Origin of the sequence: Vibrio sp. RC586 (assembly GCF_000176715.1) — a bacterium.
Lineage (GTDB): Bacteria > Pseudomonadota > Gammaproteobacteria > Enterobacterales > Vibrionaceae > Vibrio.
Window position 1 is genome coordinate 23892 of record NZ_ADBD01000005.1, and the last position, 23579, is coordinate 47470.

Below are 23579 nucleotides of genomic sequence, written 5' to 3' on the forward strand. Positions count from 1 at the left end.
CGCGGCGCTTTACCTACCAAAGCTTTACAGGCAAACTGAACAGCGATTTTCGAACCACTAACGGATAAGAAAGATGACAAAAGTTCTGCATACTGACGCGGCTCCGGCTGCCATTGGCCCATACATTCAAGGTGTTGATCTTGGCAACATGGTACTGACGTCTGGTCAAATCCCTGTAAACCCTGCCACAGGTGAAATTCCTGCGGACATCGCTGCGCAAGCTCGTCAATCTCTGGACAACGTAAAAGCCGTGGTTGAAGCTTCAGGCTTAACCGTCGGTGACATTGTGAAAATGACCGTATTCGTCAAAGATCTCAACGACTTCGGCACGGTAAACCAAGTGTACGGCACATTCTTTGATGAGCATAAAGTCGCGCACTACCCAGCGCGTTCTTGTGTTGAAGTGGCACGTCTGCCAAAAGATGTAGGCATTGAAATCGAAGCGATCGCAGTACGTAAGTAATCCATTTCATTGGATTTCAAATACAAAAAGGGTTGCCAATGGCAACCCTTTCTTTTTATTCGTTTTGATCAAAACTGCAGCTAGGCTTTACGGTTCAGCTCGGCGACTTCGGCATCCAACTCCGCCAGTTTCGCTTTCATCTGCTCATGGCAAAGCTGTGACAGCTCGCGGATATTCTCCTTGCTGTAGCCTTCGGTGCTGATTGGCGGTAACACTTCGACAATTACATGGCCGTTATTCCAGCGATTGAAGTTGAGCTTATCGGTCGAACTACACACAATCGGAATAATCGGTACGCCCGCACCAATCGCAGCGTGAAATGCACCAGCTTTAAATGGCAGTAAACCACGGCCACGCGAGCGCGTGCCTTCCGGAAACATCCATACCGACACTTCACTTTGCTTCATGTAATCAATTACTTGATCAATAGTGCCTTTGGCTTTGGCTTTGTTCGCACGGTCAATCAGGATATTGCCCGTCAACCAATAGAGCTGACCAAACAGTGGCATCCACGCGAGGCTTTTCTTACCGACGGTGACCACTTTGGGCGTTACCGCCTTGGAAACCGTAAACAGATCCCAGTTATTCTGGTGGTTAGCAATATAAATGTGCTGGCCACGCTGATCGACGTCTGCCGGAGCGCGGTATTCGAGCTTAATGCCAAATACTTTTGACATCGCCGCAAACTGTTTACCAAAGGTATAAACATGCTTAGGGTTACGTGGGCTGAATAAACAGTAACCGCAACCAAACACAAACATATAGACAGCAAACACTGCCACAGCCAAGATTCGCAATAACGCAATCATGCAAATTCTCCAAAGGAGCTAGAAGAAAAAGGCCGAAACCCTTGGATTTCGGCCCATTCAGAAGTGAGGGAGTTTAACGCGAGTCGCGGAAACGCTCAATATTGGCGCCAAGCGCTGAGAGCTTGTCCTCAATTCGATCGTAACCACGATCAATATGATAGATACGATCGACAATGGTTTCGCCTTTGGCGATACAACCCGCAATGACTAGGCTTGCAGAAGCACGCAGATCGGTCGCCATCACTTGCGCGCCACTTAAACGATCGACATCACCGCAAATCACGGTATTGCCTTCGATTTCCGCTTTGGCCCCCATGCGCTTTAACTCAGGCACATGCATAAAACGGTTTTCGAAGATGGTTTCGGTGATCACGCCACCACCTTTTGCCATCATGTTCAGCAGCGTAAACTGCGCTTGCATGTCGGTTGGGAAACCAGGGTGCGGTGCAGTACGTACATTAACGGCTTTTAGCTCACGCCCTGTCATGTCCAAGCTGATCCAATCTTCACCACACTCAATCTCAGCACCCGCTTCTTCAAGCTTGGCTAAGACTGCTTCCAATAGATGTGCATGGGTGTTACGACAGACGATTTTGCCACGCGATACGGCAGCGGCGACCAAGAAGGTGCCAGTTTCGATACGATCGGGAACCACAGCATGCTTACCACCACCAAGACGTTCTACGCCTTCAATGGTAATGCTGTCCGTGCCTGCACCAGAGATTTTCGCGCCCAGTTTATTGAGGAACATGGCGGTATCCACAATCTCAGGTTCACGCGCAGCGTTATCCAGTACGGTAGTGCCTTCCGCAAGTGTTGCTGCACACATGATGGTGATCGTGGCACCCACGCTCACTTTATCCATCACGATGTGTGCGCCTTGCAAACGGCCATCAACGTGCGCTTTTACATAGCCATCTTCCAAAGTAATGGTCGCACCAAGCTGCTCCAAACCGTGGATATGCAGATCCACTGGACGAGCACCAATCGCACAACCACCCGGTAGAGAGACTTGGCCTTGACCAAAACGCGCTACCAATGGACCTAATGCCCAGATAGAAGCGCGCATCGTTTTCACCAAATCATAAGGAGCACAGTATTGATCGATGGGACCAGCATCCACATGTACTGAGCCATTACGCTCCACTTTCGCACCCAAGCGCTCAAGCAATTCCATAGTGGTGTCGATGTCACGTAGGTGAGGAACGTTAGCCACTTCAACTGGCTCTTCAGCCAAGATCGAAGCAAATAGAATAGGTAAGGCAGCGTTTTTGGCGCCTGAAATGGTCACTTCGCCTTGTAGTGGCTGAGTTGACCCAATAACACGAAACTTTTCCATAAAAACCTTAAAGGGACATCAACTTCTTATTACGTGCCCACTCTTGTGGGGTAAACGTTTTCATTGTAACTGCGTGAATATCATTGCGTTGGATGTATCCCATCAAAGGGGCATAAATCATCTGCTGTTTCTTCACGCGGCTCATATCGGCAAAACAAGCATCGACAGCGATCACTTCGTAATGGCTGCCCTCTCCTTTGACATGAATTTCTTCAAGATTAAGGGCTTGTTGTAAAATTTGTTGGACTTGTGCGCTATCCACAATTCACCTCTGCTGGTTTGGCTATGTGTTGAGACATCAGATGTTCAATATTGCTCAACTGAAACAGTGTGCGCAGCTGCTCTGGCACGAAGCTGAGCATTATATGACAGTTTCTCACTTTTGCATGCTCTATTAAGTGAATTAACAGCACCATTCCCGCCGAGTCAATTCTGACAACTTGCTGCAAAGAAAGCTCGATTTGCTTCACTTGCGGCTGCCAATTTTTGAGAAAGATCCACAATTCGGGTACCGTTTCTCGATCCAGCTCGCCAATTAAACTGAACTGTTGCTCACTGTCGGCAGACCATTGCGGATGACTCATTGGCTTTTGCTCTCAAAACGGATCGGCTGATTTGCTAACTGATCCAGCTCCTTGGCTACCGCCAGAATACCGTCTTGACGAATTTTGCCACTCCATTCTGACTGCTTGCTGGAAAGTAAACTCACCCCTTCGGCAATCATATCAAACGCTTTCCATTCACCGGATTTTTCTTGGCGAAGCTTAAACTCAAGTTTGATATTGGGACGCGGCGCATCAACGATTTCCACTTTAACGGTGGTGATGCGGCGATCCTCTTCCAATGGCATTTCCGGCCCAAACTCAATGGTTTGGTTGGTGTATTGGGTCAGTACCTGCGCATAACTTGTCACTAAATAAGCGCGAAACGCTTTAACAAACTCTGCCACATCTTCACGTTTCGCCCCCTTGAGGTTCGGGCCAAGCAACTTCAGGGCGGCGTATTGATCATTGACATAAGGCATCAATTCTTCTTCCACAATGACCTTGAGGTACTGCGGATCTTGATGCACTTTCTCTTGCTCGTTTTTCAGACGATCGAACGACTTTTCAGCCACCGCCTTCATCATTTGATAAGGGTTGCTGCTATCAATGGTGGCTGCCGTTGCCAACCAAGGCATTAATAGAGCACTAACCAGTAACAGGGTTTTCTTCCACATCATTTATTCCTTTTTATCCTTGTCAGATCCGCCGCCTACGCTATACAGCACTTGGCCGATCAAGTCTTCCAACACTAATGCAGACTTGGTGTCTTCAATTCGATCACCCTCTTTCAGCATGGTTTCATCTTCAAACACAAACCCAGGCACTAGGCTTAAATACTGTTCACCGATAAGACCCGAAGTCAGGATCTGTAAGCTTGAGTTCTCAGAAAACTGGTTATATTGGCTATCAATCGCCAGCGTTACTGTAGGTAGCAAGCTTTTAGGGTTCAACGTAATTGACTCAACTCGTCCAACGACCACGCCCCCAACTTTCACCGGAGAGCGCACTTTCAAGCTACCAATGTTGTCAAATTCAGCAGTCAGGCGGTAAGTATCACTAGAACCCAGACCTTTCACGTCAGCGACCTGAAAAATCATCACCAAAATCGCGCAAATTCCTGCGATCACGAAGCTGCCAACCCAAAATTCAATTTTTCGTGTTTGTTGCATGATCAGTTCCCAAACATCAATGCGGTTAGAACAAAATCTAGCCCAAGAACGGCCAGTGATGAGTGCACTACAGTGCGGGTGGTGGCTCGACTGATCCCTTCCGAAGTCGGAATGGCATCATAGCCATTAAACAGAGCGATCCAAGTTACGGTGAAGGCAAACACCACACACTTGATGGTGCTGTTACCTATATCTTGCCCTAATTCGACCGAGGCTTGCATGGCAGACCAGAAACTACCGTGGTCAATCCCTTTCCAATCAACACCAACCAGTTGACCACCCCAAATACCGACGGCCATAAAAATCATGGCCAGCAGTGGCATAGAGATCACCCCAGCCCAGAAGCGTGGCGCAATGACTCGTTTCAAAGGATCGACCGCCATCATTTCCAAGCTAGATAGCTGCTCAGTGGCTTTCATCAAGCCAATTTCTGCGGTTAATGCTGAGCCTGCGCGCCCTGCAAACAGCAGCGCGGTTACAACAGGCCCTAACTCACGCAGCAGCGATAGCGCCACCATTTGTCCTAAGCTGGTTTCTGCACCGTAATCGACCAAGATGACATAGCCTTGCAAGCTAAGCACCATGCCAATAAATAGACCAGATACCATGATGATCGCCAATGACTGTACGCCAATGCTGTACAGTTGACGCACCAATAAAGGAAAGTTGCGAATCGGTTGTGGACGCCCAACTAGCGCACCAAACAACATCAAACTTGCGCGACCAAAAGTTTCACTGACCGCCAGCGTGCGCTGCCCGACTGAGCTAACCCACCGCATCACATCATTTAGCACTAAACAGCTCCTGTTCTATTGGCTGGGCAGGAAAACGAAATGGCACAGGCCCATCTGCATCGCCACATAAAAATTGTTGTACGCGCGGATCGGGATTGTCGCGCAGCGCTTGGGGTGAGCCTTGCGCAATCACCTTACCATCCGCCAGCAGATAGACCCAATCGGCAATGCTCATCACTTCTGGAACGTCGTGTGAAACCACAATGGAAGTGATGCCCAAAGCTTGGTTGAGATTACGAATAAGCTCAACCAACACGCCCATAGTGATCGGATCTTGCCCCACGAATGGCTCATCAAACATAATTAATTCAGGATCGAGCGCGATAGCACGCGCCAGAGCAGCTCGGCGAGCCATGCCACCTGAAAGCTCACTCGGCATTAAATACGCGGCACCACGCAGGCCAACGGCTTCTAATTTGAGCAGTACCAACGTTTTGATCAGCGATTCATCAAGGTCGGTATGTTCACGCAATGGGTAAGCCACATTGTCAAACACATTGAGATCGGTAAACAGCGCACCAGATTGAAACAACATGCTCATCTTTTTACGAGCACGATAAAGCTTGCGGCGGCTGAGGGTAGGAATGTTGTCACCATCGAACCAGATTTCACCTTGCTCTGGCAGTAATTGACCACCAATTAAGCGCAAGAGTGTGGTTTTACCTATCCCGGAAGGCCCCATGATAGCGGTCACTTTTCCTTTGGGGACATGAAGATCTATGTCATCAAAAATGACTCGTTGCGAGCGCGAAAAGCGTAAATTTTTGATGGTGACTAAGTCAGATTGAGACATATGGGCACTTCACTGTTAGGTCGACATCCTGAAAGAATGCGCATGATAATGCACAACATGGTGCAATTAAAAGCACACATCAAGGTGTCACAAGGTTCTTGACCAAGATTTGTCAAATTAACTTTGATGATTTGTTACACAATGCAAGAGTAAAGCCTTCACTCAGCATAGCCAATAACTTAGTAGCGCAAATCGGATGTTTAATGCATTCAAGGCTTTTAAACGAGGTTTATCGGCGCTGAATTCGAGGAAGCCCACCCTCTCAATCTGCATTGAATCCGCTCATGATGAAGGCAATTAATTAGAACTTCGACTTCCCTTTTAATCTTCAACAAGTCAAAATTGGCGGTCAATTCTCTGCCTAAACCGCTGAAGATGTATGAAGTGAACAAATTTATCCATCCTGACTTTGCTCGCTTATGGATAAGTTCCTCTCATCCTGACTACATCTATGCATTAAGGCTCTCGTATTCATTTAATTTTGGGAATCATCATGCTTGAAGCGGTGGTCTTTCTATTTATCGGTCTTGCAATCCTAGTTTGGGGTGCGGACAAGTTGGTGTTTGGTTCAGCAGCGTTAGCCCGCAATGTCGGCATTTCTCCTCTCGTGATCGGTATGACTATCCTTGCGATGGGCTCCTCAGCTCCCGAGATGATGGTTTCCGCAACGGCAGCTTTAGAAGGCAAAACCGATACCGCTGTGGGTAACGTCTTAGGTTCTAACATTGCCAATATCGCATTGATTCTGGGTATTACCGCCATCATTAAACCCCTTTCCGTTGGCTCTGCGGTGCTACGTCGTGAATTGCCGATGATGATTGGTGTGACGCTGGTTGCTGGCGCCATTTTGTGGGACAGCCACCTAGGTTTCCACGAAGGCATCTTACTGATTGCCCTGTTTGCTGCCTTTATTTTGGTGATGTTGCAAGTCAGCCGTAAAGAGAAACAAAATGGTGATGCACTTCTGGATGAACAAGAATCGGAAATCCCAGCTGGTGTCAGCAACCCTAAAGCCGCCTTCTGGGTCGTGGTCGGATTGATTCTACTACCGATTGGGGCTGGTATGCTGGTCGATAACGCCGTGGTGATCGCCAAACATTTTGGCATGAGTGATCTGGTGATTGGCTTAACCATTATTGCTGTTGGGACCAGCTTGCCAGAGCTTGCCGCCTCTTTAGCCGGAGCGCTAAAAGGTGAAGATGATATGGCGGTGGGTAACATCATCGGCTCTAATGTTTTCAACATTTTGGCCGTTATGGGCATACCGGGCTTACTAAACCCCTCTTTACTAAGCCCTGAAGCAATGGGCCGTGATTTTTGGGTCATGTTAGGCGTTTCACTGCTCCTGGTTGCCATGGCTTTAGGCAAAAAGCGTCAAATAACACGCGCAGAAGGTGCACTACTGTTGTGTGCTTTCATCGGTTACATTACCTATCTGTTGATGAATATTTAAGTGCGCGAAAAGAGGAAGACTGAGGATGCCCCATTCATTTGATTACCAAAATGTAGCCAAGCAGGTTCTGCGTACCGAAATCGCGGCCCTGCAACAGTTAGAGCAATACATTAACGCCGATTTCGCTAGCGCGTGCTCCACAATTTTAGCCAATCAAACCGGCAAAGTGGTCGTGATGGGCATGGGTAAATCTGGCCATATAGGTAAAAAAATTGCGGCGACTTTAGCTAGCACAGGGACTTCAGCCTTTTTCGTTCATCCCGGAGAAGCCTCGCACGGAGATCTGGGCATGATTGAGCGAGGCGACATCGTACTTGCCATCTCAAACTCCGGCGAGTCATCGGAAATCCTAGCCTTGCTTCCCGTGCTAAAGCGTTTAAACATTCGCGTGATCAGCATGACAGGTAATCCTAATTCCAACATGGCTAAACTTGCGGACATCCACCTACAAATCACAGTGCCACGAGAAGCTTGTCCACTAGAGCTGGCACCCACCTCAAGCACTACCGCAACCTTAGTGATGGGAGATGCCTTAGCCGTGGCTCTGATGCAGGCACGCGGCTTCACCGCCGAAGATTTTGCTTTGTCTCACCCAGGTGGCGCACTTGGGCGTAAACTCTTGCTCAAACTCAATGACATTATGCACAGTGGTGAGGCCTTACCTAAAGTAGCCCCTCAGGCTTTGATCCGAGATGCCTTGTTAGAAATTAGCCAGAAAGGGCTCGGGATGACCGCCATCGTAGATGAGCAAGATACCCTGCTTGGCATTTTTACCGATGGAGATTTACGCCGCATCCTCGATAAACGCATCGACATTCACACCACGGCGATTGCCGATGTGATGACACGCCAACCAGCTGTTGCTCAGCCCAATTTACTGGCAGTGGAAGGATTGAATTTAATGCAGGCCAAACGTATTAATGGCCTGATGCTTGTTGAAAATAACAAACTGGTTGGAGCACTGAATATGCACGACCTACTCAAAGCCGGAGTGATGTAATTAATGAGTTCAACCATCTCAACCTTGTATGGAGAAGTGGAACCTTCACTGCTGGAGATTGCCAAACAGATCAAACTGCTGATTTGCGATGTTGACGGTGTGTTTTCTGACGGCTTAATTTACATGGGTAACCAAGGGGAAGAACTGAAAACCTTCCACACTCGTGATGGTTACGGCGTGAAAGCCTTAATGAATGCGGGGATTGAAATCGCGATCATTACTGGCCGCCGTTCACAAATTGTTGAAAATCGCATGAAAGCGCTAGGCATTTCACTGATCTATCAAGGACAGGATGATAAAGTGCAAGCCTATTATGACATTTGTCAAAAACTCGCTATCGCCCCAGAGCGAACCGGCTACATCGGTGATGACTTGATTGACTGGCCAGTGATGGAAAAAGTAGCGTTGCGAGTGTGTGTAGCTGATGGGCATCCGCTCCTAGCACAGCGGGCCAACTATGTGACTCATATTAAAGGCGGCCATGGCGCAGTGCGCGAAGTGTGTGATTTGATCTTACAGGCGCGTAACGAATTGGATGAACATAAAGGCCTTAGCCTATGAGTTTGCCGCGCATTGTTTATATCTTGCTGTTGTTTATCGCTTCTTGGTCGCTCTATTACCTACTCGAACAAAAGCAAGACAGTACAATTCAGGTGGCTCCCAATCTGGAGCTGCCGATGTTCAGTGGCGAAAATTTAGAAAATATTTCGTATAACGAGCAAGGTATCCGCAACTATGTGATCACCTCAATTCATCTGGATCACTACGCGAAAAGCGGCAATACCTTGTTCAGAGCACCGATACTCAAAGTGTATCGCGAAGGCACATTACAAGAGTGGGAAATCACCGCACGCAGAGGCATTCTGAGCAAAGATCAGGTGCTGACCTTATATGATGACGTTTTGGCTAAAAACCTACTGCCAGATTCAGGCTTTGATACCCTCGCCACCAGCGAAATGAGTATCCAACTAAAAAGTCGTGATTTCTGGGCTGATAAGCCGGTCGAACTGCGCGGCCCACAATTTGAAACACAGGGTCAATCGATGAAAGGCAATTTTGCGGATCACTCGGCTGAACTTTATAACAATGTACAAGGTAGATATGAAACGCTCACACCTTAGTCTTATTGCTTGTTTGCTCGCCTCGACTCAGGCTTATGCACTCTCTACCGACAGGGAACAACCGGTTTACATTGACTCGGACAGTCAGCAACTAGATATGAAAAGCAACCGCGTGACCTTCCTCGGTGATGTCAAACTCAAACAAGGCAGCATCAACATCAATGCCGACAAGCTGATCGTGATCCGCAATGCGGACAACGGCAAGATTGAAGAGATTGAAGGCTACGGTAACGTTGCGACCTTCTCACAGCTCACAGATGAAGGTAAAACCCTCTACGGTGAAGCCAAAGAGCTGTACTACAAAGTCCGTGACGACGAATTGGTGATGATCAACAAAGCGATGCTGTCACAAGATGATAGCGAGATTCGTGGCAGCAAAATCCGCTACAAAATCAGCTCACAGAAGCTCATTGCTGATAGCGAAGGCAAAGGTCGCGTCTCGACCGTTCTTCAACCACAAGCCGTACAACAAGAGTAATTCATGGCAATTTTAAAAGCACAACACTTAGCCAAGAGCTACAAAAAGCGCAAAGTGGTTTCTGATGTCAGCTTACAAGTCGAATCAGGCCAGATTGTTGGATTACTAGGTCCCAATGGCGCGGGTAAAACCACCTCGTTTTACATGATTGTGGGTCTCGTGGCGCGTGACGAAGGCACCATCACCATCGATGATAACGACATCAGTATTTTGCCGATGCATAGTCGCTCACGCATGGGCATTGGTTACCTGCCGCAAGAAGCCTCGATCTTTCGCAAACTCTCGGTTGAAGACAACATCATGGCCGTGCTGCAAACCCGTGAAGAATTAAGCCACGAAGAGCGTCAAGATAAGCTCGAAGATTTACTCGAAGAGTTCCATATTCAACACATTCGTAAAAGCGCAGGGATGGCTTTGTCAGGCGGTGAACGACGCCGAGTAGAAATCGCGCGCGCGCTGGCTGCCAACCCACAATTCATCTTGCTCGATGAACCTTTTGCAGGGGTAGATCCCATTTCGGTTATCGACATTAAGAAAATCATTGAGCACTTACGAGATCGCGGTTTAGGTGTACTCATCACCGACCACAACGTGCGTGAAACGCTGGATGTGTGTGAAAAAGCGTACATTGTCAGCCAAGGCCGCCTGATTGCGGAAGGCACGCCACAAGATGTACTGAATAATGAACAAGTGAAGCAGGTTTATCTCGGCGAACAATTCCGTCTATGATTAAAACAGAGTAGAGTTCATCCGATACTAACAATAACAAGGCATCCATTACTGCATGAAACCGTCATTACAGCTCAAGCTAGGTCAACAGTTAGCCATGACTCCACAGCTCCAGCAAGCGATCCGCTTGTTGCAGCTTTCGACGTTAGATCTGCAGCAAGAAATTCAGGAAGCACTGGAATCCAATCCCTTGTTAGAGGTAGAAGACAATCAAGACGACATACCCTCACTGGATAGCATTCGTGTAACGGAAGAAAGCTCAACAAGCGAGCCGGAAGAACTCTACGAACCTGAACCACAAGACAGTTCGGAATTGATTGAAAAATCCGAAATCAGTGCCGAATTAGAAATGGATACCACTTGGGATGAAGTCTACAGCGCCAATACTGGCAGCACAGGACTGGCGCTAGACGATGACGCCCCCATCTACCAAGGTGAAACCACCCAAACTCTGCAAGATTACCTGCTCTGGCAACTCGATTTAACCCCATTTAGCGATGTGGATCGCACCATTGCAGTTGCACTCATCGATGCCATCGATGACTACGGTTATTTGACGGTCTCACTGGAAGAGATCCTAGAAAGCTTACGCAGTGATGATATTGAGCTAGATGAAATCGAAGCAGTGCGTAAACGCATTCAGCAGTTTGATCCCTTTGGTGTTGCCTCGCTTAATTTGCAAGATTGCCTACTACTGCAACTCACGACTTATCCCAACAATACCCCTTGGTTAGAAGAAGCGCGGCTGCTGCTCTCACAGTACATAGAGGATTTAGGGAATCGCGATTACAAAACCATTCTGAAAGAGACTAAGCTCAAAGAAGAGGACTTGCGCGAGATCCTACAGCTCATCCAACAACTCGATCCTCGCCCCGGCAGTCGAATTGCCCAAGATCATGCGGAATACGTTATACCTGACGTATCAGTCTATAAAGAACAAGGTCGATGGCTGGTCACCATCAACCCAGATAGTGTGCCTAAACTGAAGATCAATCAGCAGTATGCCGACCTGATGCGCGGTAATAATGCGGAGAGCAACTACATCCGTACCAATTTGCAAGAAGCAAAATGGCTGATCAAAAGTTTAGAAAGTAGAAACGAGACACTGCTCAAAGTTGCCAAGTGCATAGTTGAACACCAACATGATTTCTTCGAGTATGGAGAAGAAGCGATGAAGCCGATGGTGCTCAACGATGTAGCGATGGCGGTGGAAATGCATGAATCCACGATTTCGCGTGTCACCACGCAGAAATATATGCATACCCCACGCGGCATTTTTGAGTTGAAGTACTTTTTCTCCAGCCACGTCAGTACTGACAATGGCGGAGAGTGCTCGTCCACAGCGATCAGGGCGCTGATCAAAAAACTGGTGGCGGCGGAAAATCCAGCCAAGCCACTCAGTGACAGCAAGATCGCAACCCTACTCGCTGACCAAGGCATTCAAGTGGCACGACGAACCATTGCTAAATATCGCGAGTCACTTAGCATTGCTCCATCGAGTCAGCGCAAACGCCTGCTATAGGCCTAAACTAGAGAAGGAAAGTCTATGCAAATCAACATTCAAGGCCACCACATTGATCTTACCGATTCAATGCAAGACTATGTTCACTCCAAATTTGACAAACTTGAGCGTTTTTTCGACCACATTAATCACGTTCAAGTCATTTTACGTGTTGAAAAACTGCGTCAGATCGCCGAAGCTACGCTCCACGTAAACCAAGCAGAAATTCACGCCCACTCGGACGATGAAAACATGTATGCCGCCATCGATAGTGTGGTGGATAAATTGGTTCGACAACTAAATAAGCATAAAGAAAAGCTAAGTAGTCATTAATCATGCAATTGAGCGAAGTACTTTCATTGGACTGCACCAAAAGTGCAGTCCAATGTTCTAGTAAAAAACGAGCACTAGAAATCATCAGCGAAATCGCTGCCCTTCACACTGGCCAAAATGCCACCGAACTGTTCGAGTGCATGTTAAGCCGCGAAAAAATGGGCAGTACTGGTATTGGCAACGGGATCGCCATCCCCCATGCACGCATGTCCGACAGCGAAAAAGCCATCGCAGTGCTAGTGCAGTGTGAAGAACCGATTGAATTTGATTCGATTGATAATCGTCCAGTCGATCTCTTATTTGCTCTTTTGGTCCCTGAAGATCAATGCAAAGAGCATTTAAAAACCCTCGCTTGTATGGCAGAACGCCTCAACGATAAGCAGATCCTCAAGCAGCTTCGCAATGCGGAAAGCGATCAAGAGCTGTATAACATCATGGTTAACCAATAGCAGGCAAACACAATGCGTTTGATCGTGGTCAGCGGACAGTCGGGAGCCGGAAAGAGCGTCGCTCTTCGGGTACTGGAAGACCTAGGTTACTACTGTGTTGATAACCTGCCAGTAAGTCTGTTGCCCGCTTTTATCCAGTCGGTACAAGGCAGTCAGCAGAACGTGGCTGTCAGCATCGATATACGTAACTTGCCCAAAGAACCCGGTTTAGTGCAAGACGTGCTCGCTCAGCTCAAACAAAACAATGATGTGAGCATGTTGTTCCTTGATGCCAACAAAGAGACCTTGCTCAAACGCTATAGCGAAACAAGGCGCATTCATCCCCTCTCTCTGAGTCAAAGCAAACCCACTCTTGCACAAGCGATAGAGTTAGAAAAGCAGCTACTCGGCCCACTCAAAGAACAAGCTGATCTGCTACTCGATAGCAGTAACCAATCACTACATGAACTGAGCGAAACAGTGCGTATGCGCATTGAAGGCCGTGAACGCAAAGATTTGGTGATGGTGTTTCAATCGTTTGGCTTTAAGTACGGTTTACCGAGCGATGCCGATTACGTGTTCGATGTGCGCTTTTTGCCAAACCCGCACTGGGAGCCGGATCTACGCCCACTGACGGGACTGGATGCCCCAATCAAATCCTTCTTGGAAGGCCATAGTGAAGTGATGGAGCTGAAACAGCAGATCCAAAAATTCTTTGAATACTGGCTGCCCATGCTTGAGAAAAACAATCGCAGCTATCTCACCATTGCCATTGGTTGTACCGGTGGTAAGCATCGTTCAGTCTATCTCACTCAACAGATTGGTGAATACTTTGCACAGCTTGGTCATCAGGTACAAATCCGCCATACTTCATTGGAAAAACAACAATCCTAGGAGTTCACCATGCCGCAGTTGAGCCAAACCGTTCTCATCCAAAACCGTCTTGGTCTGCATGCTCGCGCAGCCGTCAAATTGGTGCAATTAGCTCAGTCGTTTGATGCCGTGCTGACCGTGCAAAGCCAAGATGGCCGTGAAGCGACCGCAGATAGCGTGATGGGGTTACTGATGTTAGAATCAGCACAAGGGCAGAACGTGGTAATTTCTGCTAACGGCTCGCAAGCAGAGCAAGCACTACAGGCTGTTTGTCAGCTTATCGAACAGAAATTTGATGAAGATGAGTAAGGTTATTGGTTTTCTCTGACCTACAACTTATCGATCTTCAGAACCCACTTACCAGATCCCAGTAAATAACAGTAAAGAAATCTTTCTTCCTCACTAAGATCTTATTAAATAAGCAGGTAAATTAAGTTACCATGCTGACCATTATTCCAATTCCAACCTAGGGGGAAGCCATGGCCGAGCAAATCGAATTTGACCAAGCTCACCTCACCCTCCAAGAAATCACTGAAGCCTTAGATAATGGCCGCTTTGTTCATGTCCGCCGCCAACTGCAGGACATGGAGCCAGAAGATATTGCTCATCTGCTGGAAGCCTCTCCACGTAAAGCGCGTGAGGTGTTGTGGCAACTGACTGACCCGGAAGATTACGGTGAAATCCTTGATGAGCTGAATGAAGACGTTAAGGATGCGCTGGTGTCGAAAATGGCACCAGAGAAACTCGCCGAAGCAACCGAAGGTATGGACATCGATGATGTCGCCTACGTATTGCGTAGCTTGCCAGATGATGTGTCACGCGAAGTTCTGTCCCAAATGGATGCCGCGGATCGAATGCGGGTCGAAACCGCTCTGTCCTATCCGGAAGATACAGCCGGCGGTCTGATGAACACCGACGTAATCACCATTCGTGCCGATGTGGATGTCGATGTGGTACTGCGTTATCTGCGCATGAAGGGCGAGCTACCAGAAGCGACCGATGCGTTGTATGTGATTGATGATGAAAGCAAACTGATTGGTCATCTTTCTCTTGTCACTCTGCTCACCACCCAACCGGATGTACCCGTCAGCGAAGTGATGGACGATGCGGACGAAGCGATCAAAGTCGATATGAAAGACTCCGACATCGCCAATCTGTTCGAACGGCGTAACTGGGTTTCTGCCCCTGTGGTGGATGAAAACCAACATCTGGTTGGCCGTATTACCATCGATGACGTGGTCGATATTATCCGTGAAGACGCCGAACACTCGATGATGAGTATGGCGGGTATGGATGATGACGAAGATACCTTCGCCCCTGTCGTCAAATCAGCGCGCAAACGCAGTATTTGGCTCGGTGCCAACGTGCTAGCCGCCCTTGCTGCGGCTTCGGTTTCGAACATGTTTGAAGCGACTCTCGAACAAATGGCGGCGGTTGCTGTGCTAATGACCATAGTGCCGTCCATGGGTGGTGTTGCGGGCAACCAAACCGTTGCTCTGGTGATCCGTGGACTGGCACTGGGTCATATCGGTGACAGTAACAAACGCGAATTGCTGATGAAAGAAGCGGCAATCGGCCTACTGAATGGCATTACGTGGGCATTGATCATCGGTGCTATCGTGGTGGTTTGGAAAGGTGAATGGATGCTCGGCGGAATCATTTCCGCTGCGATGATGACGAACTTGATCGTGGCAGGTATTGCTGGGGTAACCATCCCTATTCTGCTGAAAAAGATGAATATCGATCCCGCTCTTGCCGGCGGGATGGCGCTCACCACCGTCACCGATGTGATTGGTTTATCCGTCTTTCTCGGTCTAGCCACTTTGCTGCTTGCCAGTTAATGTCCGATTACCCAAATTAATGCGACAAAAAAGCCGACTCTCTGTCGGCTTTTTCATTCAATGTCTCAGAGCTTACTCACCCGCGACCTTCATTGATTCAATCAAAATAGAACCGGTCTGGATCTGGGAGCGTGTTTCAATATCACTGCCCACTGCGACAATCTGCTGCAACATCTGCTTGAGGTTACCTGCAATGGTGATTTCAGAAACAGGGTATTTAATTTCACCATTTTCTACCCAGAAACCGGCAGCACCGCGCGAGTAATCACCCGTTACCACATTCACCCCTTGTCCCATCACTTCGGTCACCAACAAACCGGTACCCAACTCTTTGAGCATCTGTTGGTAGTTTTGACCGGTCGATTTCACATACCAGTTATGAATGCCACCGGCATGACCAGTTGGAGTCATGTTCATTTTGCGCGCGGCGTAGCTGGTCAGTAAGTAAGTCGCCAACACACCATCGGTGATGATCTCCAGATCTTGGGTACGCACCCCTTCACTATCAAATGGGCTAGAAGCCAGACCACGCATCACATGTGGGCGCTCACTGATATTGAACCACGTCGGCAGAATGGTTTTGCCAAGATGATCGAGTAAGAAACTCGATTTGCGATATAAGTTGCCACCGCTGATCGCCATCACCAGATGACCGATTAAACCAGTCGCGACATCCGCCGCAAACATCACGGGGAACTGGCCTGTTTTCAGCTTTTGCGGATCCAGACGGCTCACCGTATTTTCCGCCGCTAGCAAACCCACGCGTTCTGGCGTCCACAGATCGTCACGGTGACGCGCCACGGTGTAGCTGTAATCGCGCTCCATTTCACCGTTGCGGCCTTCACCAATCACACTACAGCTAATGCTGTGGCGGCTGGAAGCATAACTGGCTAGCAGACCATGGCTGTTACCGTAGACACGAATGCCGTAGTGGCTATCGTAGCTACCGCCATCGCTTTGTTTAATTTTCTTGCTGTAACCTAACGCCGCACGTTCTGCCGCAATGGCAATTTGCGCCGCCACATCGGGATTCGGCTCATCAGGATGGAAGAGGTCAAGATCAGGAATATCCTGCACCATCAATTCTTTCGGCGCGGGGCCTGCATAAGGATCTTCAGAGGTGTACTGCGCAATATCCAGCGCCGCCAACACAGTTTGTTGGATCGCTTTTTCACTCAAGTCTGACGTTGAAGCACTGCCTTTACGTTGGCCACGATAAACCGTAATCCCAAGTGCACCATCACTGTTGAATTCAACGTTCTCTACTTCACACATTCGGGTCGAAACACTTAACCCCGTGCTCTTGGTGATCGCCACTTCAGCCGCATCCGAACTCGCCGCTGCAAGCTCTAATGCCTTAGCAACCGCGGCTTCCAGCTCTTGACGCTGCAGCGCAACTCGCTCTTTTACATCCATATTTCATTCAACCATTGGTTATTGATGTTATTAGGATAACAAGAATTTCGCTTTCTCCCCACGATTCTTGCTAAAATAGCCGACATAAGTAACTCATCATGATGAAGAAGATGGCACGTAAAAACCAAAAAGCCCCTTGGGAAGAGGAAGAAGAGATCATTTGGGTCAGTAGAACCGAATTGAAAAATGACATGTTGGCCCTGCAAAAACTGGGCGAAGAGCTGGTTGAGCTAAAGCCTTCCGCGTTAGCCAGATTCCCACTGCCAGAAGATCTGGCCGAGGCGATTAAAGATGCGCAACGTTTTAAAAACGAAGCACGTCGTCGCCAACTGCAATACATTGGCAAACTGATGCGCCATATCGATCCGGAGCCGCTACAAACAGCGTTGGATAAACTGCGTAACAAACATTCACAAACCACCGCTTTGCTGCACAAACTGGAACAACTGCGTGATCGCATCGTTGCTGAAGGTGATAGCGCGATTGAGGTGGCGATGGAATTGTACCCTGACGCGGATCGTCAACGTCTGCGTCTGTTAGCGCGTCAAGCCACCAAAGAAAAAGCGGGCAACAAGCCGCCAAAATCATCTCGCGAGATCTTCCAACTACTGAAAGAAGCCATGTTGGCACAACAAGAGATCGAAGAAGAGAGTGAAGACGATCTGGATTCAGAGGAATAAAACGCAGGCAGCAAGCTATCTCGTTTTAAGTAAGATCATAAAAAGGTTAGCGCAAGCTAACCTTTTTCTTTACGGTCGATGTATATCCATTCACTCAGCGTTATTTCGGCTCACTCAGTGCCGCCGCCACAAACTGAGCCAGCTCAGGATGAGGATGCTGCGCCGTCACCGCCGGACAATCGCTCAGCACTTGCACTTTACCTTGGCTCAAAAACGCCACTTGGCTGGCAATGGCACGCGCATCGGTTAAGTGATGCGTCACCATCACTACGGTACGATTGCGCTCACAGGCTAACTGTTTCACTAGCGCAAGCATCTCTTCACGCAGTAAAGGATCGAGCGCCGAAAACGGCTCATCAAGCAACCAAATCGGATTCGGCTGCACAAAACAGCGCGCAAGTGCCACCCGTTGGCGTTGTCCCCCTGAAAGTTGCTCAGGCAAACGATCCAGATAGTCGGCAATTCCTACTTGCTGTGCGGCATCAATCACTTGCTGTTTCTGCTCAGCGTTCAATTTGAGCCCAGGATGTAAACCTAGGCCAATGTTTTCACGCACGGTAAGATGGGCAAATAGGTTGTGCTCCTGAAAGAGCATCGAAAAGGGGCGTTGATAAGGAGCCAAACCAAGTACCGATTGCTGATTGACTTTAATGCTGCCGCTCACCGGTTCAATAAACCCCGCGACCAGACTCAGCAAGGTGGATTTACCCGCACCACTGGGTCCCATCAGCGCCACAATGTCGCCATCAGCCACGTTCAGATCAAACTCGAACCATTCGTGCTCATATTCGTAACGCACTTTATCTAGAGCTAACATGCTTTTCCTCATTAGCGCTTGGTAAGCGGACGCTGGGCAAACAGCCGCTCAATCACATAAAACCAACCCACACTCATGATCAGCATGGCCAACGCGACGACCGCCGCGGTATCCATCTGATAGCTGCCGAGCAGTTGATAAAGATAGAGCGGCAGAGTGCGAAAATCTTGGCTGCCAAACAGGGCAATCGCGCTTAAATCTCCCATCGAGAGCAAAAAACCGATCGCAAACGCATGCGAAATAGGCTTGCGCAGCGCGCGCCATTCCACCAAGCGAAATCTGCGCCAACCAGACATACCTAAACTGGCGCACAGCAATTCATATTGCTGAGCCAAGTGCCACATAGGTTGGCTCAAGGTTTTTACAACGTAAGGCAGCGCCATTAGCGCGTTGACTGCGACCACAATCCAGTAAGCTAAACTAAACACATCGGTGATATTACGCAGCAGTAAAAAGAGTCCGGTACTCACCACCAATCCCGGCGTCACCAGAATTAACGTCGCGATCCACTCCACGCCATTCGCACGGCGATGGGCTGCTTTCAACCGCAAAGCTCGGCTAGTGAGTAACATCGCAACGCCACTGGCCAAAGCCAAGCTGCTGGCTAAGCTCGCCACTTGCAAAGAGTGGCTGACTGCCGACCAAAAATCGCCACTCATCAGTACCTTGCCTAGCTTTGAATTGATCCCTGCCAATATCACCATTAGTAAAGGGGGTAATACCAAGGCACATGCGGCGACAATCCAGCTCGCATCCCAAACTTTGGCGCGCCATGAATCACGTATCCAACGCTCAGTCACCTTGCTCGCAGCACTGTTCATGGGTCGGGAATGGGAAAAACGCTGCAGGGTAAAAGTCAGCAAGGTACACAGCAACATCTGCCAAATCGCCAATAGCGCGCCAATTTGCAGATCGAAATCGAATTTGATCGCTTGGTAGATCGCGAGCTCAATGGTGGTTGCTTTAGGCCCGCCGCCGAGCGCCATCACGGTTGCAAAGCTAGTAAAGCAGAGCATAAACACCAAGCCCGCCACGTGCGGTAGTTGCTGACGTAAGCGTGGCCACTCGACCCACTTAAACTTCTGCCAACGGCTCATGCCAAGATGGGCGCACAGTTTGTGCTGCTCACAGGGGATCGCTTCTAAACTTTGCAGCAGCAAGCGGCTGGCATAAGGCAAATTAAACAGTACATGGGCAAGTAAAATACCGTTTAAACCATAAATCGAAAACGGCAGCGAGAGCCCGACACTGTGCAGCGTTTTGGCCAAAAAACCACTATTACCGTAAATCGCGATTAAGCCAAAAATCGCCACCAACACAGGTAGAACTAGGGTCATGGCGAACAGTTTCAGTAGTAAATCACGACCGGGAAAACGGCGCTGACTGAGGGCATGAGCAACCGGAATCGCAAGCCCGATGCTGAGTATGGTGGACCAGAAAGCTTGGTAAAAGCTGAACTGAGTGACATGCCGATAATAGGCATCTTGCCAGATCAGATTCAGATTAAGCGGTGGCGCTTGCCACAGCAGCGCCGCTAATGCCGCGAGGACAAAGGTCGCGACACCAGCCGCGACCCAAAAGCCTAATTGAGGAGTTCGATTCAACGCTTAACCTTAGAAGCTCAGCGCTTGCTGCCACTCACGAATCCATGGCTTACGCATTTGCGCGACTTCCTGTGCGCTGAAAGAAAGAGATTGTGTCGGTACCGCCAAAGTATCAAACCCTTTGGGCAGTTCAACCGCCGTCACTGGATACATCCAGTTACCCGTTGGGATCACGCTTTGGAACTCATTACTCAGGATAAATTGCAGGAACTTGTCCGCCAATTCGCCATTTTTAGTGCTTTTGACTTTGGCGGCGACTTCCACTTGCAGGTAATGCCCTTCGCTAAAGTTCGCAGTGGCAAAACGTGCATCATTTTCCGCAATCAAGTGATAGGCCGGAGAAGTGGTGTAAGAGAGCACCAGATCCGCCTCACCACCGAGGAACATAGAGTAGGCTTCTGACCAACCTTTAGTCACGGTGACCGTTTTGCTCGCTAGCTGTTTCCACGCTTGTGGCGCTTGATCGCCATAGACAGATTTCATCCACAGCAGTAAACCTTGTCCCGGCGTTGAAGTACGCGGGTCTTGGTAGATCACTTTCAGAGCATCCCGTTTTTCCACTAGCTCTTTCAAGCTGGTCGGCGGGTTAGCCAGCTTCTCTTTGTTATACACAAAAGCGAAATAGCCATAGTCGTATGGTACAAACGTGTTGTCACTCCAGCCATTAGGCAGAGTCACCTTGCTGGTATCCACACTGTGAGTCGCCAATAATCCGGTTTGTTTGGCTTCTTCGATAAGGTTGTTATCCAGCCCCAAGACCACATCGGCTTTGCTATTGCTGCCTTCTAAACGCAAACGGTTAAGGATCGACACGCCATCTTCTAGCGCGACAAATTGCAGATCGCAACCACATTGTGCTTCAAACGCTTTTTCAATCGCTGGAGCGGGCCCCCAATCGGCGGCAAAAGAGTCGTAAGTGTAAACGGTGAGGGTTGGTGCAGCAGAGGCTGCAGAGGCAAAACATAGGGTTGCTAACGCAACCGCAGTCAGTGGGAATTTCAAGGCTCGCTCTCCTTAATGAGCGGCACAGGCTTGAGGGAGGCAGAGAATCGTCCATTATTCCATTCTGCAAACCTAGCTCAATTCCTACGCCAGCATTATCTGGTTCAGGTTCAACCGCGAACATCGCAGTCATTGCGGGTCCCAAGCAGTGCTTGATCTCAGCGCCATTCGGATGAATGGGTGGCCCCCCGTGAGTGGGTTGGATTGTAATGGGAAATCTTGTAATTAGCCAGTAGCGGAAAATCGCGACTGGCCATGTCATTACTCGCCGCGCGCGCGTTGATCGTAGCCCCAACGCGGTACGAGCGCTTGTTCGATGCCAAGATGATCGAGAATGCGCGCCACCATAAAATCGACCAGATCGTCAATCGATTGTGGCTGATGATAAAAACCCGGCGCAGCAGGCATGATAGTCACGCCCATGTGCGAAAGCTTAAGCATATTTTCTAAATGCAAAGTGGAGAATGGCGTTTCACGCACCACCAGCAGCAGTTGTCCACGCTCTTTCAGCACCACATCAGCGGCGCGTTCAATCAGATTATCTGACATGCCATGAGCAATCGCGGCTACACTGCCTGCCGAGCATGGACACACCACCATCTGCTTGGGGGCAGCCGAACCGGAAGCCACTGGCGAAAACCAATCTTCTTTGCCGCACACCACCAACTTATCACTGGCGCAGCCCAGATGCTCCACCAAAGCCGCTTGCGCCGCTTCAGGGTTAGCAGGCAGTTTCAAGCCATGTTCTGTCGCTAATACTACTCGCGCCGCCGACGAGATCAGCAAATACACCTGATAATCCGCCGCTAACAGGCATTGCAATAAGCGCAGCCCGTAAGGCGCTCCGGAAGCGCCAGTCCAAGCCAGTGTAATGGTTCGATTGCTGTTCATGCTCACCTTAAATTATTTCTGTTGCAGTGCCGCGAGCAGCTTGCCATGAATGCCTTCAAAGCCACCGTTGCTCATCACCAAAATCTGGTCACCCGCTTTGGCTTCTTTAGCAATCATAGCCACAAATTCATCCATATTGGCGCTCACTTGCGCAGGCTGTTGACACTGTTTCGCGACCTCTTCCACCGACCAAGGGATGTTAGACGGCTGATAAAGGTAAACCGAATCGGCGCTGCGCAGCGAAGCCGCCAAGGTTTCTTTATGCACGCCCAACTTCATGGTGGCGGAGCGCGGCTCCAGCACAGCGATGATTTTCTTATCGCCTACCTTGTTACGTAAACCACCGAGCGTAAGTTCAATCGCGGTTGGGTGATGGGCAAAATCGTCATACACCGTTACACCATTGATTTCGCCTTTCAGTTCTAAGCGGCGCTTAGTGTTGACAAACAGGCCCAGCGCTTCACAAGCGAGCTCAGGTGCAACCCCAACATGACGCACCGCAGCAATCGCCATTAGCGCGTTGCTGACGTTGTGATCACCCACCAAGCTCCAATTCACTTGACCAACACGCTCACCTTTAAATAAAACGTGGAACTGTGAGCCATCCGCGGTGATTTTTTCCGCTTGCCACTCACCCTGCTCACCACTGAACTCAGTTTCGCTCCAACAACCGCGCTTAAAAACATCGGCTAAAGCCTCATCTTGCTTAGGTGCGAGAATACGACCATTACCCGGCACAGTACGCACCAAATGATGAAATTGACGCTTGATCGCCTCTAAGTTATCGAAAATGTCTGCATGATCGAACTCTAAGTTGTTCATCACTAAGGTGCGAGGATGGTAATGCACGAACTTAGATCGCTTATCGAAAAAAGCACTGTCGTATTCATCGGCCTCGACGACAAAAAACATGCTTTCACCTAAACGAGCCGAAATACCAAAATTGCCCAATACGCCACCGACTAAGAAACCCGGTTGATAACCGCAATGGTCCAGTACCCACGCCACCATGCTTGAAGTGGTGGTTTTGCCATGCGTTCCCGATACCGCAATCACCCAGCGATCATGCAGTAGAAAATCTTGTAGCCACTGCGGGCCAGAGGTGTAACGCAGGTTGTGGTTAAGCACGTATTCTACACAAGGGTTACCACGGCTCATTGCGTTGCCAATCACCACCAGATCAGGCTTCGGCTCTAATTGAGCAGGGTCAAAACCTTCAATGATCTCGATGCCTTGCGCCTCTAACATGGTACTCATTGGCGGGTAAACATTGGCATCGCTGCCCGTCACTTTATGACCCAGTTGACGTGCCAACACCGCAACGCCGCCCATGAAAGTGCCACAAATTCCCAAGATATGAATGTGCATAAAAACCCAGCCTTTTTACTGTGCGATTGGAATGGCTCCATTATCCCGATCCGCTCGCTAAAAGCGAGTGCAGCAGTTCAGCGTCATGTAAATTCGAAATGGTCGACAATCAAACTGAGATCTGTGTCGGTT

General features: G+C 49.1%; 28 protein-coding genes. 14 read left to right on the forward strand and 14 right to left on the reverse strand.

Features of this window, described 5'->3' with window-relative positions; all coding sequences use genetic code 11:
* The first annotated feature begins 73 nt into the window (after positions 1 to 73).
* Complete coding sequence (locus VOA_RS15465; protein WP_000170059.1) at positions 74 to 463, forward strand: RidA family protein; 390 nt, start codon at positions 74 to 76, stop codon at positions 461 to 463.
* An 80-nt stretch (positions 464 to 543) separates the two neighbouring features.
* Here the strand turns inward: VOA_RS15465 and VOA_RS15460 are convergent, their stop codons facing one another.
* The 8 genes from VOA_RS15460 to mlaF form a co-directional block, all read right to left on the reverse strand.
* Positions 544 to 1272: a 1-acylglycerol-3-phosphate O-acyltransferase gene (locus VOA_RS15460; protein ID WP_000561037.1), complete on the reverse strand. Its 729-nt coding sequence runs from the start codon at positions 1270 to 1272 to the stop codon at positions 544 to 546.
* 73 nt (positions 1273 to 1345) lie between these two features.
* Complete coding sequence (gene murA / locus VOA_RS15455) at positions 1346 to 2611, reverse strand: UDP-N-acetylglucosamine 1-carboxyvinyltransferase (protein ID WP_000410581.1); 1266 nt, start codon at positions 2609 to 2611, stop codon at positions 1346 to 1348.
* A 7-nt stretch (positions 2612 to 2618) separates the two neighbouring features.
* A complete protein-coding gene (gene ibaG, locus VOA_RS15450) occupies positions 2619 to 2873 on the reverse strand; it encodes a BolA family iron metabolism protein IbaG (protein ID WP_000376481.1) in 255 nt (84 codons plus the stop codon).
* The gene (locus VOA_RS15445; RefSeq protein ID WP_000019308.1) at positions 2866 to 3195 is read right to left on the reverse strand and encodes an STAS domain-containing protein; all 330 of its coding nucleotides are present in this window, start codon (positions 3193 to 3195) and stop codon (positions 2866 to 2868) included. The genes ibaG and VOA_RS15445 overlap by 8 nt, the downstream gene beginning before the upstream one ends.
* A complete protein-coding gene (mlaC, locus tag VOA_RS15440; protein WP_000265667.1) occupies positions 3192 to 3830 on the reverse strand; it encodes a phospholipid-binding protein MlaC in 639 nt (212 codons plus the stop codon). The genes VOA_RS15445 and mlaC overlap by 4 nt, the downstream gene beginning before the upstream one ends.
* Positions 3831 to 3833: 3 nt before the next feature.
* Positions 3834 to 4325 (reverse strand): outer membrane lipid asymmetry maintenance protein MlaD, encoded by a 492-nt coding sequence (gene mlaD / locus VOA_RS15435; RefSeq protein ID WP_001187991.1) that lies wholly within the window; start codon positions 4323 to 4325, stop codon positions 3834 to 3836.
* A 2-nt stretch (positions 4326 to 4327) separates the two neighbouring features.
* Positions 4328 to 5104, reverse strand: coding sequence for a lipid asymmetry maintenance ABC transporter permease subunit MlaE (mlaE, locus tag VOA_RS15430; RefSeq protein WP_083806334.1), 777 nt, complete (start codon positions 5102 to 5104; stop codon positions 4328 to 4330).
* A gap of 4 nt (positions 5105 to 5108) precedes the next feature.
* Positions 5109 to 5912 carry a phospholipid ABC transporter ATP-binding protein MlaF gene (mlaF, locus tag VOA_RS15425; RefSeq protein WP_000083177.1) on the reverse strand — a complete coding sequence of 268 codons (804 nt, stop codon included), beginning with the start codon at positions 5910 to 5912 and terminating at the stop codon, positions 5109 to 5111.
* Positions 5913 to 6405: 493 nt separating this feature from the next.
* Between mlaF and VOA_RS15420 the strand changes: the two genes are divergently transcribed.
* The 12 genes from VOA_RS15420 to mgtE all read left to right on the forward strand — a co-directional run bounded on the left by VOA_RS15420 (position 6406) and on the right by mgtE (position 15669).
* Positions 6406 to 7365 carry a calcium/sodium antiporter gene (locus VOA_RS15420; protein ID WP_000888574.1) on the forward strand — a complete coding sequence of 320 codons (960 nt, stop codon included), beginning with the start codon at positions 6406 to 6408 and terminating at the stop codon, positions 7363 to 7365.
* 25 nt (positions 7366 to 7390) lie between these two features.
* Positions 7391 to 8365, forward strand: coding sequence for an arabinose-5-phosphate isomerase KdsD (gene kdsD, locus VOA_RS15415; RefSeq protein WP_001120610.1), 975 nt, complete (start codon positions 7391 to 7393; stop codon positions 8363 to 8365).
* 3 nt (positions 8366 to 8368) lie between these two features.
* On the forward strand, positions 8369 to 8926 hold the full coding sequence (gene kdsC / locus VOA_RS15410) for a 3-deoxy-manno-octulosonate-8-phosphatase KdsC (protein WP_000099418.1): 558 nt from the start codon (positions 8369 to 8371) through the stop codon (positions 8924 to 8926).
* A complete protein-coding gene (gene lptC, locus VOA_RS15405) occupies positions 8923 to 9486 on the forward strand; it encodes an LPS export ABC transporter periplasmic protein LptC (RefSeq protein WP_000056801.1) in 564 nt (187 codons plus the stop codon). The genes kdsC and lptC overlap by 4 nt, the downstream gene beginning before the upstream one ends.
* Complete coding sequence (lptA, locus tag VOA_RS0117245; RefSeq protein WP_000830443.1) at positions 9467 to 9964, forward strand: lipopolysaccharide transport periplasmic protein LptA; 498 nt, start codon at positions 9467 to 9469, stop codon at positions 9962 to 9964. The genes lptC and lptA overlap by 20 nt, the downstream gene beginning before the upstream one ends.
* Positions 9965 to 9967: 3 nt before the next feature.
* Entirely contained in the window at positions 9968 to 10693 is a 726-nt protein-coding gene (gene lptB, locus VOA_RS15400) for an LPS export ABC transporter ATP-binding protein (RefSeq protein WP_000996177.1), read from the forward strand.
* A gap of 55 nt (positions 10694 to 10748) precedes the next feature.
* Positions 10749 to 12215, forward strand: a complete 1467-nt coding sequence (locus VOA_RS15395; protein WP_000804824.1) for an RNA polymerase factor sigma-54 — start codon at positions 10749 to 10751, stop codon at positions 12213 to 12215.
* Between the two features lie 24 nt (positions 12216 to 12239).
* A complete protein-coding gene (hpf, locus tag VOA_RS15390) occupies positions 12240 to 12527 on the forward strand; it encodes a ribosome hibernation promoting factor (RefSeq protein WP_001166646.1) in 288 nt (95 codons plus the stop codon).
* 2 nt (positions 12528 to 12529) lie between these two features.
* Positions 12530 to 12976: a PTS IIA-like nitrogen regulatory protein PtsN gene (gene ptsN, locus VOA_RS0117250; protein ID WP_001177161.1), complete on the forward strand. Its 447-nt coding sequence runs from the start codon at positions 12530 to 12532 to the stop codon at positions 12974 to 12976.
* Positions 12977 to 12988: 12 nt separating this feature from the next.
* The gene (gene rapZ, locus VOA_RS15385; protein WP_001237192.1) at positions 12989 to 13849 is read left to right on the forward strand and encodes an RNase adapter RapZ; all 861 of its coding nucleotides are present in this window, start codon (positions 12989 to 12991) and stop codon (positions 13847 to 13849) included.
* Between the two features lie 9 nt (positions 13850 to 13858).
* On the forward strand, positions 13859 to 14137 hold the full coding sequence (locus tag VOA_RS15380) for an HPr family phosphocarrier protein (RefSeq protein ID WP_001135901.1): 279 nt from the start codon (positions 13859 to 13861) through the stop codon (positions 14135 to 14137).
* A gap of 170 nt (positions 14138 to 14307) precedes the next feature.
* Positions 14308 to 15669, forward strand: coding sequence for a magnesium transporter (gene mgtE, locus VOA_RS15375; protein ID WP_000840453.1), 1362 nt, complete (start codon positions 14308 to 14310; stop codon positions 15667 to 15669).
* A gap of 72 nt (positions 15670 to 15741) precedes the next feature.
* On the opposite strand, the gene pmbA is transcribed toward mgtE, so the two are convergent.
* Complete coding sequence (gene pmbA / locus VOA_RS15370; protein WP_000382637.1) at positions 15742 to 17085, reverse strand: metalloprotease PmbA; 1344 nt, start codon at positions 17083 to 17085, stop codon at positions 15742 to 15744.
* Positions 17086 to 17195: 110 nt separating this feature from the next.
* Between pmbA and yjgA the strand changes: the two genes are divergently transcribed.
* Positions 17196 to 17765 (forward strand): ribosome biogenesis factor YjgA, encoded by a 570-nt coding sequence (gene yjgA, locus VOA_RS15365; protein WP_000101583.1) that lies wholly within the window; start codon positions 17196 to 17198, stop codon positions 17763 to 17765.
* Positions 17766 to 17865: 100 nt separating this feature from the next.
* On the opposite strand, the gene thiQ is transcribed toward yjgA, so the two are convergent.
* From thiQ to mpl, 5 genes are all read right to left on the reverse strand, one after another.
* On the reverse strand, positions 17866 to 18582 hold the full coding sequence (gene thiQ / locus VOA_RS15360; protein WP_000880293.1) for a thiamine ABC transporter ATP-binding protein: 717 nt from the start codon (positions 18580 to 18582) through the stop codon (positions 17866 to 17868).
* Between the two features lie 11 nt (positions 18583 to 18593).
* Positions 18594 to 20186: a thiamine/thiamine pyrophosphate ABC transporter permease ThiP gene (gene thiP / locus VOA_RS15355; protein ID WP_001082334.1), complete on the reverse strand. Its 1593-nt coding sequence runs from the start codon at positions 20184 to 20186 to the stop codon at positions 18594 to 18596.
* Between the two features lie 9 nt (positions 20187 to 20195).
* Positions 20196 to 21188, reverse strand: a complete 993-nt coding sequence (gene thiB / locus VOA_RS15350) for a thiamine ABC transporter substrate binding subunit (protein WP_000671671.1) — start codon at positions 21186 to 21188, stop codon at positions 20196 to 20198.
* 261 nt (positions 21189 to 21449) lie between these two features.
* Positions 21450 to 22079 carry a flavin prenyltransferase UbiX gene (locus VOA_RS15345; RefSeq protein ID WP_001087691.1) on the reverse strand — a complete coding sequence of 210 codons (630 nt, stop codon included), beginning with the start codon at positions 22077 to 22079 and terminating at the stop codon, positions 21450 to 21452.
* 12 nt (positions 22080 to 22091) lie between these two features.
* The gene (gene mpl / locus VOA_RS15340; protein ID WP_000547408.1) at positions 22092 to 23447 is read right to left on the reverse strand and encodes a UDP-N-acetylmuramate:L-alanyl-gamma-D-glutamyl-meso-diaminopimelate ligase; all 1356 of its coding nucleotides are present in this window, start codon (positions 23445 to 23447) and stop codon (positions 22092 to 22094) included.
* Positions 23448 to 23579: the final 132 nt, after the last annotated feature.

What these genes read in the sequence shown, in the direction of transcription:
- VOA_RS15465 (WP_000170059.1), top strand. Translation starts at nt 74, where the DNA reads ATGACAAAAGTTCTGCATACTGACGCGGCTCCGGCTGCCATTGGCCCA.
- VOA_RS15460 (WP_000561037.1), bottom strand. Translation starts at nt 1,272, where the DNA reads ATGATTGCGTTATTGCGAATCTTGGCTGTGGCAGTGTTTGCTGTCTAT.
- murA (WP_000410581.1), bottom strand. Translation starts at nt 2,611, where the DNA reads ATGGAAAAGTTTCGTGTTATTGGGTCAACTCAGCCACTACAAGGCGAA.
- VOA_RS15445 (WP_000019308.1), bottom strand. Translation starts at nt 3,195, where the DNA reads ATGAGTCATCCGCAATGGTCTGCCGACAGTGAGCAACAGTTCAGTTTA.
- mlaC (WP_000265667.1), bottom strand. Translation starts at nt 3,830, where the DNA reads ATGTGGAAGAAAACCCTGTTACTGGTTAGTGCTCTATTAATGCCTTGG.
- mlaD (WP_001187991.1), bottom strand. Translation starts at nt 4,325, where the DNA reads ATGCAACAAACACGAAAAATTGAATTTTGGGTTGGCAGCTTCGTGATC.
- mlaE (WP_083806334.1), bottom strand. Translation starts at nt 5,104, where the DNA reads ATGCGGTGGGTTAGCTCAGTCGGGCAGCGCACGCTGGCGGTCAGTGAA.
- mlaF (WP_000083177.1), bottom strand. Translation starts at nt 5,912, where the DNA reads ATGTCTCAATCTGACTTAGTCACCATCAAAAATTTACGCTTTTCGCGC.
- VOA_RS15420 (WP_000888574.1), top strand. Translation starts at nt 6,406, where the DNA reads ATGCTTGAAGCGGTGGTCTTTCTATTTATCGGTCTTGCAATCCTAGTT.
- kdsD (WP_001120610.1), top strand. Translation starts at nt 7,391, where the DNA reads ATGCCCCATTCATTTGATTACCAAAATGTAGCCAAGCAGGTTCTGCGT.
- kdsC (WP_000099418.1), top strand. Translation starts at nt 8,369, where the DNA reads ATGAGTTCAACCATCTCAACCTTGTATGGAGAAGTGGAACCTTCACTG.
- lptC (WP_000056801.1), top strand. Translation starts at nt 8,923, where the DNA reads ATGAGTTTGCCGCGCATTGTTTATATCTTGCTGTTGTTTATCGCTTCT.
- lptA (WP_000830443.1), top strand. Translation starts at nt 9,467, where the DNA reads ATGAAACGCTCACACCTTAGTCTTATTGCTTGTTTGCTCGCCTCGACT.
- lptB (WP_000996177.1), top strand. Translation starts at nt 9,968, where the DNA reads ATGGCAATTTTAAAAGCACAACACTTAGCCAAGAGCTACAAAAAGCGC.
- VOA_RS15395 (WP_000804824.1), top strand. Translation starts at nt 10,749, where the DNA reads ATGAAACCGTCATTACAGCTCAAGCTAGGTCAACAGTTAGCCATGACT.
- hpf (WP_001166646.1), top strand. Translation starts at nt 12,240, where the DNA reads ATGCAAATCAACATTCAAGGCCACCACATTGATCTTACCGATTCAATG.
- ptsN (WP_001177161.1), top strand. Translation starts at nt 12,530, where the DNA reads ATGCAATTGAGCGAAGTACTTTCATTGGACTGCACCAAAAGTGCAGTC.
- rapZ (WP_001237192.1), top strand. Translation starts at nt 12,989, where the DNA reads ATGCGTTTGATCGTGGTCAGCGGACAGTCGGGAGCCGGAAAGAGCGTC.
- VOA_RS15380 (WP_001135901.1), top strand. Translation starts at nt 13,859, where the DNA reads ATGCCGCAGTTGAGCCAAACCGTTCTCATCCAAAACCGTCTTGGTCTG.
- mgtE (WP_000840453.1), top strand. Translation starts at nt 14,308, where the DNA reads ATGGCCGAGCAAATCGAATTTGACCAAGCTCACCTCACCCTCCAAGAA.
- pmbA (WP_000382637.1), bottom strand. Translation starts at nt 17,085, where the DNA reads ATGGATGTAAAAGAGCGAGTTGCGCTGCAGCGTCAAGAGCTGGAAGCC.
- yjgA (WP_000101583.1), top strand. Translation starts at nt 17,196, where the DNA reads ATGGCACGTAAAAACCAAAAAGCCCCTTGGGAAGAGGAAGAAGAGATC.
- thiQ (WP_000880293.1), bottom strand. Translation starts at nt 18,582, where the DNA reads ATGTTAGCTCTAGATAAAGTGCGTTACGAATATGAGCACGAATGGTTC.
- VOA_RS15345 (WP_001087691.1), bottom strand. Translation starts at nt 22,079, where the DNA reads ATGAACAGCAATCGAACCATTACACTGGCTTGGACTGGCGCTTCCGGA.
- mpl (WP_000547408.1), bottom strand. Translation starts at nt 23,447, where the DNA reads ATGCACATTCATATCTTGGGAATTTGTGGCACTTTCATGGGCGGCGTT.